Origin of the sequence: Allomuricauda sp. ARW1Y1 (genome assembly GCF_013407935.1) — a bacterium.
Classification (GTDB): Bacteria; Bacteroidota; Bacteroidia; order Flavobacteriales; family Flavobacteriaceae; genus Flagellimonas.
Window position 1 is genome coordinate 1 of sequence record NZ_JACBZU010000006.1, and the last position, 13,470, is coordinate 13,470.

A 13,470-nucleotide genomic window follows, 5' to 3' on the forward strand; every position below is an offset into this window, starting at 1 on the left:
AGAACCGTTTCGGGGAAGAATTCTTCCCCGAAACAGACGACATTAATGATAATTTTATGAATTTAGCGATGTCCTAAAAAAGGGAAGGCTACAAAAAGCTAAGATTATCAGTCAAATTATTTACAAAACTAATCCTCTAACTTCCGCCGCTTCCGTTCCTTTTCAATCAAGGCCAGTTCCCTGGAGGTTTGTCCAGCTACAGAGGTATTTTCTTCCGCCCTGCGAATCAAATAGGGCATTACATCCCTCACGGGTCCGTAAGGCACATACTTAACGGCATTGTACCCCTGCGCAGCCAAATTGTAGGTGATATGGTCGCTCATCCCGAACAACTGTCCGAACCAAATACGGCCATCGTTGGATTCGATGCCGCGTTTTTCCATTAAATCTACCAGTTTCAAGGTACTTTTCTCGTTATGTGTGCCAGAAAAGATGGAAAAATCTTCCAAATGCTCCATCATATAATCAATGGCAGCATCAAAATTTTCATCGGTCAGGCGTTTGTTTTTACAGATGGGGCTTTCATATCCTTTTTCCTCTGCCCTATCGTTTTCTTTCTCCATGTAAGCACCGCGCACTACCTTGGCACCAATCTTAAATCCTTCTTCCTTGGCCATTTCGTGCAACTTCACGATATAGCCCATACGGTCCCAGCGGTACATTTGAAAGGTATTGTAAACAATCGCTTTTTCCTTGTTGTATTTTCGCATCATGTCGAGGACCAAATTGTCCGCGGCATCCTGCATCCAGCTTTCCTCGGCATCAATCAGCAGGGCCACATCCAGTTGGTGTGCCTTTTGGCAGACTCTGTCAAAACGGTTCACCAAACGGCCCCACTCTGCTTGTTCGTCTTCCGATAGCTCACTTCCTTGGGATACTTTTTCAAATAACTTAAAACGACCAAAACCGGTGGGTTTGAACACCGCAAAGGGCATGGCATCCTTTTCCTTTACAAAATCGAGAATCTCCAAAGTCTTTTCCATGGCAAAGTCAAACTGATTGTCCACCGACTTGCCTTCCGCGGAGTAATCCAAAATGGAGTACACCCCGTTACCATACATATTGTCAATAATGGGCAAACAGTCCTTTTCGTTGACCCCTCCGCAGAAATGGTCAAAAACGGTCGCCCTGATCAATCCCTCTACGGGCAAATGGGCCTTTATGGCAAAATTGGTCACCGCGGTACCGATACGCACCAGGGGTTCCTTTGAAATCAATTTGAATAAGAAATAGGCTCGCTCCAACTGGGAGTCCGACTTTAGCTCAAAGGCTATTGCAGTATTCTCAAAATTTGGTCGCATTAATTATCATCCATTAAAGATTCAAAGATAAGTACGCAAACTAGAACCGTATATATAAAAATAGTCTTTATTTAGTGGTGTAATTAAAATTATGGAGTCGGTTAAATCACAGTCCTACGAGGTACACATCAACGAATTGGCCAAAGCTGCTCTGAACCAGCATGTTGGTCAAAAGAAGTATTCCAAAATCTTTCTTTTGGTGGATGAGAACACCAAACTGCATTGCAAGCCTTTGTTTTTGGATATGTTCGAGCATGAGGTCGATTCCATTTTAGAGATTCCTTCGGGGGAAGAACATAAGCACATCCACACGTGTTTGAAGCTTTGGGAAGAACTTTCCCATTTGGATGGTGACCGGAAAAGCTTGCTGATCAACCTTGGTGGCGGTGTGCTTACGGATATGGGCGGTTTTGTAGCATCTACCTTTAAGCGAGGCATCGATTTCGTAAATATCCCCACTACCCTGCTCTCTATGGTCGATGCTTCCATTGGAGGAAAAACGGGCGTGGATCTGGGGTCATTAAAAAACCAGATAGGGGTCATTAACCAGCCACAAATGGTCCTTATTTTTCCAGAGTTTCTACAAACCCTTGACGAACGACAGACCAAAAGCGGCTTTGCGGAAATGCTAAAGCATGGTCTCATTCAGGATAAAGACTACTGGAACGAACTGACGAACAATGGCAACTTTACCGACCCTGCCTGTATCCAAAAATCCATTGCCATTAAAAATGAAGTGGTGCTGCAGGATCCTACGGAACAAGGTCTGCGCAAAATCCTGAATTTTGGCCATACCCTTGGGCACGCCATCGAATCCTACAGTTTGGACAATCCGAACAAACGTACTTTGCTGCACGGTGAGGCCATTGCTGCCGGGATGATTTTGGAAGGCTACCTGTCCCACGAGCTCCGTGGGCTCTCCCGATTGGACGTGGACGATATCAAAAATGGTTTTTTGGCTCATTTTAACCGTGTGGAATTCACCTCGGAGGATATCGATGCCATTCTACAATTGTTGAAGTACGACAAGAAAAATTCCCATGGCAATGTGAATTTTGTGCTGTTGCAAGCCATTGGAGACGCCGTTACCGACATTAAGGTTCCGGAGGAATTGTTCCCAAAAGCTTTTGCTTACTACAGGGAATAGCCCTTTTATATACTCTTTTTTTGCGTTCGCAACTCTTTGGTCAAATCAAATTCGAAAATTCCTAGCTTAGGATTAACGTAATAACTGACCATTATGAAACGAATTTTGATTGACTACAAAAAACTGGATCACGCCGTAGCCGCCAGATTAATCGATGCCTATCCCTATGGTTATGGCGATGACGACATCATCACCATTAAAAAACCGAATGGCGAAGTGCTGGAAGTAGTGGAAGTACGTACTGAGGATACCATCTATCTGGTAAAAATCAGCAAGAGTCTTTCCAACTTTATCGCCAATTTTGAAGAAACCATTGAAAAAGAGTTGGATAAGGAGTTGGTGGCTTCGGAATTTGAGGAGGATTCTTTCGAGGCTTACGAGCCCACTTCCGACGAGTTGGAAAGTGAGGACAGTTATTAGGCTATAAATATCTTTCCCTCAAAATGCGAACATGGTGCGCTTGGTGACCACTGGTGATAAAACCCAATGCGCGAACACTCATTTTTGAGCCGCTGGCCACTCCCACCCTTTTGAGCGCTTCCTCGTCCAAAGAAGCAAAAAGCGTGATGGAGGAATCCCGTACGGCCACATATTCATCGATCAAATCCTTTTTACTGCGATTATTGGCGTTCGAAACAGGAACATAGGCATCCTGGTCAAAGCCGGGGAATTCACTTTTATCGTTTCTGGCAATACAGAGGGCCCGATATTGAAAAATCCGTTCCGTATCCAACATATGTACCAATGCCTCTGCCAAGGTCCATTTGCCCTCGGCATAGGCATAGGTTAGTTTTTCTTCGGGGATTTCTTCCAATAAGGATAGCAGAACCTGCTTTCCGTTCCGTAATTCATCCAACAAATCAACGTCCCCCAATGCCATCACGTAGGTATGGTAAAAGGGATTGTATTCCGAAGTGGGAAGTTCCGAAAGTAACATAGGTGTAAAAAGGATTACAGCTCGTTGAAGATGGTATGCATCAACCGTCGCTTGTCGTTGATACTCTCCTCCAAGGATATCATGGTCTCGGTTCTACTGATACCATCGATATCATCAATCTTGAAGATGATGTTTTTCGCATGCGTGGTATCCCTAGCCCGGATCTTGCAGAAAATATTGAACTTGCCCGTGGTGATGTGGGCCACGGTAACGTAGGGTATTTGGCTCAATCGCTCCAAAACGAACTTGGTCTGGTGCGTTTTCTCCAAAAATATCCCGACATAAGCTATAAAGGAATAGCCCAATTTAACATAATCAAGTGTTAGGGAAGAACCTTTGATGATTCCTGACTCTTCCATTTTTTTGACGCGGACATGAACCGTACCTGCGGAAATCAGCAACTTTTTTGCGATGTCCGTAAAAGGGGTACGGGTGTTATCGATCAGCATGTCCAAAATTTGGTGATCTATTTCGTCGAGTTTAACTTTGTTCATTACATTAAATTTTGCAGCAAAATTAGTTAAAAAAGGAAATTTACGTAATAAAATTGGTTATTTTTTAAATAAAACGCAAGAACCTCGCCCAAACTACTTTAGATTCTTGAATTCACGAAGTAAATCCAGTATTTCGTGCTGTTCCGGGGAAAAGCCAAAATCCTTGGAATCAATACATTCTATGGTCTGGTGGCCATAATAGCGATTCAAATCACCTATTTCCGCTATCTCGGGGCGGAAAATAATCTTTTTGTCTTGCAGCACTTCTTTAAACCGAATCCCAACGGACTGTCCGGTTTCAAATGCACCATTCACCAAATCTGGATCTTTCACCAATACATCAAAAAACAATTTGTGGTTATTGGGAATGGAAAAATAGTCTCCCGTATTAAAAGCTTCGATGGTATCGTTCGCTATAGTATGCAAAGCTTCAATCAAGGCCACAAAAATCAGTTCACGTGTTTTCTCCCTTTCATAGTCATTGGGATAATGGCCAGATTCGAACAATACGGTGGGAATGCCGAGCATTTGGAACGTATCCCCTACGCAGTTATCGTTAAAGCCATCATCATACCTGCCAATCTGCCCGGGAATCAATGTTTGTAAACGATGGTTCATGGCGGCAATCAACTTCATGGCCACTTCCCTATTGGGCGTAATGTCCCGCTCCGGACTGCTCGCTGGGGACAAAAAGGAAACCGTAGCTGGTTTATTATTCTCACCTGCACTAAATAAGGTACGTTGGTCATGAAGATTAAAACAATAATCGGGCTGAAACCGTTCGAACAAATCCCGCAGGGCAATGCTTTCTGGTTGGGATAGATTTTTAGCATCCCTGTTCAGGTCGATTTTGTTGCTATTTTCACGGGTATAATCGTCCGCTCCATCCGGATTTAGCATTGGAACCACCATAAGGGTGCATTCCTTTAAAATGTGCTTTGCATCTTCCAAATCGGACTGTAGGTAATTCACCATATCCCAGACCGCTTTGGTAGTGGTGGATTCATTCCCGTGCATTTGCGACCACATGAGGATTTTTTTACCGCCGCCACCCATGGTAAAGGCATGTAGGGGAATCCCCCTGACCGAATCGCCTATATGGGTTAATGGAGAGGGTACTTTTTCAAAACAGCCTTGAATGGAGTCCTTATTGATATATCGGCCTTTTATGGACTGTTCTTTAAACCGTGAATAATCTAGCATGGATCGGTGGAATTAAAGTTTACAAAAGTAACCATACACATCTTTACAAGTGTAAACAATCGTAAGAATCAGATGGATACATTTGTGTCATCCATTTAAGCTCATTTAAGGGTGAGTCTATACATTTGTAAACCTTACGTTAGTTAAATTAATTATATATTTCTATATCAATATTATATATATCGTAATCTATACTTTTACTTTACATATTCGTACACTCTTTAGCGACTTTAATAGTGAATTTCGCATGAATAGATTATCTTTGAGATACATTAATTTACATTTGTGAACAAAGATATTGTCAAACGTATAGAGCAGGTTATTGAGTATTTGGAATTGTCCGTTTCAGCCTTCGCGGATGAGATTGGTGTACAGCGTTCCAGTATCTCCCATTTATTGAATGGAAGAAATAAACCTAGCTTGGATTTTATTATGAAGTTGGTGAACACCTACCCCGAAGTGGATCTCTATTGGCTATTGAAGGGAGAAGGAAATTTTCCTAAAGAGGAGTTTCTACCTGAGAAATCTAAAATTGAACCGCAGGAGGATATTTTCCAAGAAAAATTGATTTCTGACAATCCCAAACTTGAATTTCCTGCCCCTTCCCAAAAAAACATTTCAACTGGGCAACCTGATAAAATTGTGTTTTTCTACCCCGACGGAACTTTTAAAACGTATCACACAAAAAAGGATTGATGCTTTCACGTTCTTTCCGTTACTTTGTATTTATGATAAAACGTTTATTTCCTACCCTGTCGATTTTTTTGATGTTTGCCTGTGGTCAACCTCCTGAGCGTAATTGTGAAGATTTTAAAACGGGTTCTTTCTCCTTTAAAGCAACCATTAACGGTGAAGAAAAGGAGACCGTCTTCCACAGAACCTTGGAAATGGAGATTGACGAATTTGAAGGTAAAGTGGATTCTTCTTCTGTTCGTTGGATCAACGATTGTGAGTACATCTTAAAAAATCTGAACCCTAAGAATAAGGCGGAGGAAAGACCTATCCACATTAAAATACTTACCACTTCGGAATCATCCTATACGTTTGAGTACAACATTGTGGGCGAAAACAAAAAATTTAAAGGTACCGCGGAAAAAATCGAAGATTAGAACGTTGCCTTTCCCTACGATTGCTCTTAGCGCTTGCTAATTGGGTCGTTGGTATGCCAACTCAGGACTGGATTCCTTATGCTTTTCAAATAATCGTTGCTGCTGTTTTACGGTAAGTGTGCTACCGTCGTGGCTCCATCCAGGAGGTCCAAAGATATACATCAGCTTATGGGAAAGCTTTTTGGATTTTTTGACATCGTTCCAAATATCCTTGAACTCGTGGGTCAATATCACCACAGGGTTGTATGAATTCGGCGCATGAATCACTCCGTATTTTACATCGATATCATCATCGAGTTCTTTCCATGTACCGAACATCTTATCAAAAATATTCAGGAATCCTCCATGGTTTTTATCCAAATACTCTACATTCTGGGCATGGTGCACCTGGTGCATGGTGTGGGTGTTGAATATTTTTTCCAAAAACCCGAGCTTTGGAACGTAAACCGTGTGCAATTGAAACTGCCAAAGCGCTTCGATACCCAAACATACCAAAACCATTTCTGGAGGGAAACCGATAGCGGGCATCCATATATAGAAAAAGGGTTTGTACAAAATCGTAAACCAACCGTTGCGGATGGCCGTCCCTAAATTGAAATTATCTGAGGAGTGGTGCACAATATGTGCAGCCCATAAAATACGGACCTCGTGGTTGGCCCGATGGAACCAATAATACGTAAAATCGTCTGCCAGTTGGCACAGAATCCAAACATACCAAGCATAACCAAATGAGGCATAGCCCATAATATTGGTCCTTACCCCGTCAACTACTGGATTAAAAAGTTCGTAGGTTCCCTCAAATAGCAGTATGGCAAAAGCAACTTTGAACAACGGCCCCAAAATAGCGGAACCTATTCCCATAAAACCACTGGCGGCCAAATCTTTCCAATTGTAAAGCTCGTCGTGATCGTGGGTTTTGCTGTATGTTAATTCAAGTAAGATAAAGGCAATGAATACTGGCACGCCATAGACCAGGGGGTTTGTAAAGTCCATAAAGAAATTTTAAGCAATGTGTGCTTTTGACATGTGTTATTCTAAACGAGCAAATTAACTATAAAAAGGGTTAAAACAAAGTAGTTTGGTCGGAACCATCATTCTTTGTTTCAATATCAGTATCATCGTTGTCTATTTGTTCTTCGTCCACTACTTCGATATCCTCGGTCCTAGTTTCCTTCGGCTCTTCGTAAGGCAGTGGGCTTAAAACATTAATACTTTTTACTTTTTCCGGAGTCAGTTGGTTTCCAATGGCCTTTATGCCCTTAACCGCAATAAATTCCTCAACATTCACCTCCAAATTTGGTTTGGGGTCTTTGCCGCGCGGTTTTATGAACTCTACTTCCAACATGGGTCTCCAATCTGTGGATACCAGTTCCAAGTAGGATTTCGGGTCTTCGTCAATGACTACTTCCTCTTTGTTGGGATTTTCGATCAAGAATCGTTTCAAGTAAAAACGTTCTTTGTCCCCAACGTAATGCACCACAGAAATCGGTTTATCCGGATTCCATTTCTCCAGTACAATCATATCATCGCTAAATCGGGTGAGCAAATCAGGCGGAATGGTTTTAACAATCCCTTTTTGGTCGACCACCAAAAGCAGGTCATCCCCTTTAAATTCTCCCAGAAGCTCACCTCTTCCATCTACATTCAATCGGTTGACCACATCATCGAACCAAATTTTTCTAGGCTTAAGGGTGGATACGCCCTTTTCTTTGAGTTCGATGCGCTTTACGGCGTATTTGGTGACCAAATTTCCTTTTGAACTTCGGCCTTTGATCAATACATCAGAAAAGTCAAGGTCCCACTTCAATTTTTTGATGCTACCGGACTGACGTAGCATTATGGTAACCACTTCTGCCTCACCATTGGGATTGGCAGAAAAGTACAAGACTTCCGAGGAGGCCTTGTCGCCTGCAAGGTCGTATATCTTGTCTCTCGTCATGCTGGTAACGTTGAATCGCTTCACATAACTGGGCCCACCTTTCATGCTTTTGTAAATCATATTGTAGGTGGTGCGCTTGTCCTTCTTTTTGAATACGGCCACGTGAATGATGTTTTTCCCAACAAACACCTTGGAGTCCACTTTGGTGACCATCATCTCCCCTTTTTGGGTGAATACAATTATATCATCGATATCGCTGCAGTCGGTTACATATTCGTCCCTTTTCAAGGAGGTTCCTATGAAACCCTCCTCCCTGTTGACGTATAACTTGGTATTTCTGATTACCACTTTAGTGGCCTCGATATCATCAAATATTTTGATTTCGGATTTGCGCTCCCGGCCTTCGCCATATTTCTTTTTGAGTTCTTTGAAATAAGCAATCGCATACTCCACCAAATGCTCCAAGTGATGCTTTGTCTCGGCAATCCTTTCCTCCAAACTATCAATAAGTTGTTGGGCCTTTTCCAAATCAAATTTTGAAATCCGTTTGATGCGGATTTCGGTCAGCCGAACGATGTCGTCCTTAGTGACTTCCCTTTTTAAATGGGAAATATGGGGCTTCAATCCTTTATCGATGGCAGCGATAACACCTTCCCAGGTCTCTTCCTCCTCAATATCCCGATAGATCCTGTTTTCAATAAAAATACGCTCCAACGAAGCAAAGTGCCACTGCTCTTCGAGTTCGCCCAGCTGTATTTCAAGTTCTGCTTTAAGTAGTTCAACCGTATTGTCCGTTGAACGCTCCAACATTTCCTTGACCCCTATAAATAAAGGCTTGTTATCCTCTATGACACAGCCCAATGGCGATATGGAACTTTCGCAGGCCGTAAAGGCATAAAGTGCGTCAATGGTTTTATCCGGAGAGATTCCATTGGGCAAATGGACCAAAATTTCCACTTCTGCCGCAGTATTGTCCTCTATCCGTTTAATTTTGATTTTCCCCTTGTCATTAGCCTTTAAGATAGAATCAATTAAAGAGGATGTGTTGGTGCCATACGGGATTTCGTTGATGACCAAGGTGTTCTTGTCCAAGGTCGATATTTTTGCACGAACCCTAATTTTTCCGCCTCGCATGCCATCATTATAATTGGTCACATCAATAATCCCAGCGGTGGGAAAATCGGGAACCAAGGTAAATCGCTTGCCTTTCAGATGCTTGATGGATGCATCAATCAATTCATTAAAGTTGTGGGGCAATATTTTGGTGGACAGACCAACGGCAATCCCTTCTGCTCCTTGTGCGAGCAAGAGCGGAAATTTCACAGGGAGATGGACAGGTTCCTTTTTCCGGCCGTCATACGAAAGTTGCCACTCCGTAATCTTTGGGCTGTACACCACTTCAAGGGCAAATTTTGACAATCTGGCCTCGATGTATCGAGAGGCTGCGGCACCGTCGCCAGTTAAAATGTTCCCCCAGTTTCCTTGTGTGTCAATCAGCAGGTCCTTCTGCCCTAGCTGCACCATGGCATCGGCGATACTGGCATCACCGTGGGGGTGGTACTGCATGGTATGCCCCACTACGTTGGCCACTTTGTTGTAACGGCCATCGTCCAGCTCCTTGAGCGCATGCATGATCCGGCGTTGTACGGGCTTAAATCCATCTTCGATGGCAGGTACGGCGCGCTCCAAAATTACATAGGAAGCATAATCCAAAAACCAATCTTTGTACATCCCGGTGACCTTCACCAGGCTATCTTGGGACTCGTCTTGGTTTTCTAAACTTTCATCGTTCAGTTCTTCGTTCTCTTCCATTTAGAAAGGCAGCATTTATTTGGGTTGTAGTTGGTTTTCTTCAACAAGGTCAAGCTCCACTTTAAGGTTGTTGATGATAAAATCCTGTCTGTCCGGCGTATTCTTGCCCATGTAAAACTTCAGCAGGGCATCAATGCTCATGGCCTTGTCGAGCATTACAGGTTCCAGACGGATATCGTCACCAATAAAGTTTTTGAACTCGTCCGGGGAAATCTCGCCCAATCCCTTAAATCGGGTGATTTCAGGTTTTCCGGAGAGTTTCTCTATGGCTTGTCTTCTTTCCTCCTCACTGTAACAGTAAATGGTCTCTTTTTTGTTGCGCACCCGAAAAAGTGGGGTTTGGAGGATGTATAAGTGGTTTTCCTTGATCAATTCGGGGAAAAATTGCAAAAAGAAGGTAATCAACAGCAAACGGATATGCATTCCGTCCACATCGGCATCGGTGGCGATTACGATATTGTTGTACCGAAGGTCTTCCATGGAGTCCTCGATGTTCAACGCCGCTTGCAACAGATTGAATTCTTCGTTCTCGTACACGATTTTTTTGGACATTCCATAGGAATTCAAAGGCTTTCCGCGGAGACTGAACACGGCCTGGGTATTCACATCACGTGATTTGGTGATGGAACCGGATGCAGAATCACCCTCGGTAATGAAAAGGGTGGTTTCCAATCGCCTGTCCTTTTTCATGTCCTGCAAATGAATACGGCAGTCGCGTAATTTTTTATTGTGGAGACTGGCTTTTTTGGCACGTTCCCTGGCCAGTTTCCTTATGCCCGAAAGTTCCTTGCGTTCCTTTTCGGCCTGTACTATTTTTTTCTGTAGCGCTTCCGCCGTTTGCGGATTCTTATGCAGATAATTGTCCAGTTGTGTTCCGACAAAATCGTTGATAAAGGTCCTAACTGTGGGTAAATCCCCGCCCATATCGGTGGAACCCAATTTGGTTTTGGTCTGACTTTCAAAGACGGGCTCCATTACTTTGATAGAAACCGCGGAGATGATGGATTTCCTGACATCCGAAGCGTCATAATTTTTACCATAAAAATCACGGATGGTCTTAACCACAGCTTCCCTAAATGCAGATTGATGCGTTCCCCCTTGGGTGGTATGCTGACCGTTAACAAAGGAATGGTACTCCTCACTGTATTGGGTCTTGCTGTGGGTCATGGCCACTTCAATGTCATCTCCTTTCAAATGGATGATGGGATACAGGAAGTCGTCCTCATTATTATTGTCCTCCAATAAATCCTTAAGGCCATTTTCGGAATAGAACTTTTCACCATTGAAAACGATGGTGAGACCTGGATTAAGGTAGACGTAGTTTCTGAGCATGCGTTCCACATACTCGTTTCGGTATTTGTATTTTTTGAAGATGGTTTCGTCGGGTGTGAAACTCACCTTGGTTCCCTTTCGGCGTGAAGATTCTTCCAACAGCTCTTCATTGATCAGGTTTCCGGTTTCAAATTCGGCCGACTTGGATTTTCCGTCCCGGTTGGACTCAACGCGAAAATAGGTAGAAAGCGCATTTACGGCTTTGGTTCCCACTCCATTTAGTCCCACGGATTTTTTAAACGCACGGGTATCGTACTTACCACCGGTATTCATTTTGGAGACCACATCCACCACTTTGCCCAAAGGTATACCCCGGCCATAATCCCGAACATGGACGGTATTGTCCTTGATATTGATCTCGATGGTCTTTCCGGCTCCCATCACAAATTCATCGATACAGTTATCGATCACCTCTTTGAGTAGGATGTAAATACCGTCGTCCGCAGAAGAACCATCGCCCAATTTTCCAATGTACATCCCCGGGCGCATGCGAATATGCTCCTTCCAATCCAGCGAACGGATATTATCCTCAGTATATTGGGTATCTGCCATTAGTAAAGGGTTAATCCATGCAATATAAAATTTCGGAGCAAAAATAAAAGGGTGTGCGGTAGAAAGTAATCAACAATAAAAAAACTGTATTGTTGATAGCTATTGGAAACAATCGCCCTCAGCAATCTCTTGTTTTGTTGGGTTATAGGCGTTGTTTTCTATAGATGGCTCCAAGTCAATATCGTTCACAAAAAGAGCTTGCAATCCACAAAAATCAGTTAATACAGGGTTGGAGGCGATTTGGATGGAAGTACATTTTCGTAAAGAGGTCAGTCCATTGATCTTAGTTAATTTTGCATTTAAATCAATCTTTAATAGCCCTACCTCCTCAAGATTATTAAAACCATTTAGTTGGCTCATATTTTCATTGTTATCAATAGCAAGTGAGTTCACTTTGTGCAAATTTTCAAAACCACCCAGATTATAGGTCCCAAAGTTTGTTGAAAAATCTATTTCATCAGCTATTTCTAGACTATCGAAAGCATTCAAAGAATTTATACCATTTACAAACATTAAAAGCCATTTTAACTCTTTAATGACGTGGAATCCTGAGATGGAAGTCAGATTTCTATTCTCCACAAATTGAATTGCCTCGGGTGAAGTCACTAATTTTTCAAAACCTTTAAAGCTGGTCATTTCCCTATTGCGATTTACAAAAAGATATCCCTGCATTTCTTCAACCTCATGGAAAGAGTCAACTGAAAAAGAGCCACTATTAGATTTAATGGTTAAATATTCCAACTTTTTTAGCTTGGAAAATCCACCTATATAATCAACCCCTTCGTTCTGTTGAAATAAAAAACCTCTCGTTTCACTTACCTCATTAAATGTATCAACAATTTTTAAGGTTTCATTATCAAATACTTGTATATCCCCTACTGTTTTCAAGGCATCAAATCGATTTATTGAAGTAAGTTTATCATTTCGATAGATGCTTAATAAACCATCTATGTTAACCACGTTTCTTAAACCACTTAAATCATTTAAAGCACGATTGCTTTTAATATAAAGCACTCCATTGATATCGGTTATGTTTTCCAGACCATTTAAATTTTCCAAGTCATCCATGTAATTTATCCAAAGCGAACCAACTTCCTTAATGGATGAAAGTGCCTGTAGACTGGTTATTTTTGAAGACGTAATTTGATTACCTCCGCAAAACAACCTTCCAGTGATTTTTGTGTAACCGATTGCTCCAAAATCTTCCACTTCTTGTTGGGTACCCAGCACTACGTCACCTTCATATACAATTTCTTGCGGTTCGGAATTGAGTGTTGTGGCAGTCAATTGTTGACCGTAAGATGTTCCCTTGCTATTTGTAGCATAAGACCTAAAGTAATAGGTCGTATTGGGTTCTAAATTAGTTATTTGCGCAACAAAGTTTCCTGTACCAGAACCAGAAGATTTCTTGTTAGAGTTTAAGTCAGGATTCGAATTTAATCCCCAAACAATGCCTTTGTCGGCTATGTTAGCTCCACCATCATAGGATGCCGATCCACTGACGGTGACCGAAGTTTGGCCTATAGTCGTAACTTCCACTGTGGAAATAGTTGGAAGGCTAATTGGGTTTTCTGTTTGAATTTCATCCGAATCGTTGGAAGAACATGAAGCCAATAGTAAAAAAAGTAAAATAAAGGGGGTGAATAAAATTTTCATTCAAAACATATTTGAGAGCAAGAAACAAATTAATATGGTACTCTGGTA

At 42.2% G+C, this 13,470-nt stretch carries 12 protein-coding genes; 4 read left to right on the forward strand and 8 right to left on the reverse strand.

Annotated features, from left to right (window positions below):
• Nucleotides 1-128: 128 nt before the first annotated feature.
• Entirely contained in the window at nucleotides 129-1,301 is a 1,173-nt protein-coding gene (locus GGE08_RS14005) for a proline dehydrogenase family protein (RefSeq protein ID WP_179385516.1), read from the reverse strand.
• 91 nt (nucleotides 1,302-1,392) lie between these two features.
• On the opposite strand from GGE08_RS14005, the gene aroB reads away from it, so the two are divergent.
• Both aroB and GGE08_RS14015 read left to right on the forward strand, forming a co-directional pair.
• The gene (gene aroB / locus GGE08_RS14010) at nucleotides 1,393-2,448 is read left to right on the forward strand and encodes a 3-dehydroquinate synthase (RefSeq protein WP_179385517.1); all 1,056 of its coding nucleotides are present in this window, start codon (nucleotides 1,393-1,395) and stop codon (nucleotides 2,446-2,448) included.
• A gap of 93 nt (nucleotides 2,449-2,541) precedes the next feature.
• Entirely contained in the window at nucleotides 2,542-2,868 is a 327-nt protein-coding gene (locus tag GGE08_RS14015; RefSeq protein ID WP_179385518.1) for a hypothetical protein, read from the forward strand.
• 1 nt (nucleotide 2,869) lies between these two features.
• Here the strand turns inward: GGE08_RS14015 and GGE08_RS14020 are convergent, their stop codons facing one another.
• From GGE08_RS14020 to GGE08_RS14030, 3 genes are all read right to left on the reverse strand, one after another.
• Complete coding sequence (locus tag GGE08_RS14020; RefSeq protein WP_179385519.1) at nucleotides 2,870-3,385, reverse strand: DinB family protein; 516 nt, start codon at nucleotides 3,383-3,385, stop codon at nucleotides 2,870-2,872.
• 14 nt (nucleotides 3,386-3,399) lie between these two features.
• Complete coding sequence (locus GGE08_RS14025; protein ID WP_127141951.1) at nucleotides 3,400-3,879, reverse strand: Lrp/AsnC family transcriptional regulator; 480 nt, start codon at nucleotides 3,877-3,879, stop codon at nucleotides 3,400-3,402.
• A gap of 93 nt (nucleotides 3,880-3,972) precedes the next feature.
• Nucleotides 3,973-5,082 (reverse strand): M14 metallopeptidase family protein, encoded by a 1,110-nt coding sequence (locus GGE08_RS14030; RefSeq protein ID WP_179385520.1) that lies wholly within the window; start codon nucleotides 5,080-5,082, stop codon nucleotides 3,973-3,975.
• Between the two features lie 285 nt (nucleotides 5,083-5,367).
• Here GGE08_RS14030 and GGE08_RS14035 point away from each other — a divergent pair, with 285 nt between their 5' ends.
• Both GGE08_RS14035 and GGE08_RS14040 read left to right on the forward strand, forming a co-directional pair.
• Nucleotides 5,368-5,778 carry a helix-turn-helix transcriptional regulator gene (locus GGE08_RS14035; RefSeq protein WP_179385521.1) on the forward strand — a complete coding sequence of 137 codons (411 nt, stop codon included), beginning with the start codon at nucleotides 5,368-5,370 and terminating at the stop codon, nucleotides 5,776-5,778.
• A gap of 32 nt (nucleotides 5,779-5,810) precedes the next feature.
• Nucleotides 5,811-6,191: a DNA topoisomerase IV gene (locus GGE08_RS14040; protein ID WP_179385522.1), complete on the forward strand. Its 381-nt coding sequence runs from the start codon at nucleotides 5,811-5,813 to the stop codon at nucleotides 6,189-6,191.
• A 36-nt stretch (nucleotides 6,192-6,227) separates the two neighbouring features.
• Here the strand turns inward: GGE08_RS14040 and GGE08_RS14045 are convergent, their stop codons facing one another.
• The 4 genes from GGE08_RS14045 to GGE08_RS14060 form a co-directional block, all read right to left on the reverse strand.
• Nucleotides 6,228-7,184 (reverse strand): sterol desaturase family protein, encoded by a 957-nt coding sequence (locus GGE08_RS14045; RefSeq protein WP_179385523.1) that lies wholly within the window; start codon nucleotides 7,182-7,184, stop codon nucleotides 6,228-6,230.
• Between the two features lie 70 nt (nucleotides 7,185-7,254).
• On the reverse strand, nucleotides 7,255-9,882 hold the full coding sequence (locus tag GGE08_RS14050) for a DNA gyrase/topoisomerase IV subunit A (protein ID WP_179385524.1): 2,628 nt from the start codon (nucleotides 9,880-9,882) through the stop codon (nucleotides 7,255-7,257).
• A gap of 15 nt (nucleotides 9,883-9,897) precedes the next feature.
• Nucleotides 9,898-11,766, reverse strand: coding sequence for a DNA topoisomerase IV subunit B (locus GGE08_RS14055; protein ID WP_179385525.1), 1,869 nt, complete (start codon nucleotides 11,764-11,766; stop codon nucleotides 9,898-9,900).
• Between the two features lie 99 nt (nucleotides 11,767-11,865).
• The gene (locus tag GGE08_RS14060) at nucleotides 11,866-13,422 is read right to left on the reverse strand and encodes a fibronectin type III domain-containing protein (RefSeq protein WP_179385526.1); all 1,557 of its coding nucleotides are present in this window, start codon (nucleotides 13,420-13,422) and stop codon (nucleotides 11,866-11,868) included.
• Nucleotides 13,423-13,470 lie beyond the last annotated feature (48 nt).

What these genes read in the sequence shown, in the direction of transcription:
- GGE08_RS14060 (WP_179385526.1), bottom strand. Translation starts at nt 13,422, where the DNA reads ATGAAAATTTTATTCACCCCCTTTATTTTACTTTTTTTACTATTGGCT.
- GGE08_RS14055 (WP_179385525.1), bottom strand. Translation starts at nt 11,766, where the DNA reads ATGGCAGATACCCAATATACTGAGGATAATATCCGTTCGCTGGATTGG.
- GGE08_RS14005 (WP_179385516.1), bottom strand. Translation starts at nt 1,301, where the DNA reads ATGCGACCAAATTTTGAGAATACTGCAATAGCCTTTGAGCTAAAGTCG.
- GGE08_RS14030 (WP_179385520.1), bottom strand. Translation starts at nt 5,082, where the DNA reads ATGCTAGATTATTCACGGTTTAAAGAACAGTCCATAAAAGGCCGATAT.
- aroB (WP_179385517.1), top strand. Translation starts at nt 1,393, where the DNA reads ATGGAGTCGGTTAAATCACAGTCCTACGAGGTACACATCAACGAATTG.
- GGE08_RS14020 (WP_179385519.1), bottom strand. Translation starts at nt 3,385, where the DNA reads ATGTTACTTTCGGAACTTCCCACTTCGGAATACAATCCCTTTTACCAT.
- GGE08_RS14025 (WP_127141951.1), bottom strand. Translation starts at nt 3,879, where the DNA reads ATGAACAAAGTTAAACTCGACGAAATAGATCACCAAATTTTGGACATG.
- GGE08_RS14050 (WP_179385524.1), bottom strand. Translation starts at nt 9,882, where the DNA reads ATGGAAGAGAACGAAGAACTGAACGATGAAAGTTTAGAAAACCAAGAC.
- GGE08_RS14040 (WP_179385522.1), top strand. Translation starts at nt 5,811, where the DNA reads ATGATAAAACGTTTATTTCCTACCCTGTCGATTTTTTTGATGTTTGCC.
- GGE08_RS14015 (WP_179385518.1), top strand. Translation starts at nt 2,542, where the DNA reads ATGAAACGAATTTTGATTGACTACAAAAAACTGGATCACGCCGTAGCC.
- GGE08_RS14045 (WP_179385523.1), bottom strand. Translation starts at nt 7,184, where the DNA reads ATGGACTTTACAAACCCCCTGGTCTATGGCGTGCCAGTATTCATTGCC.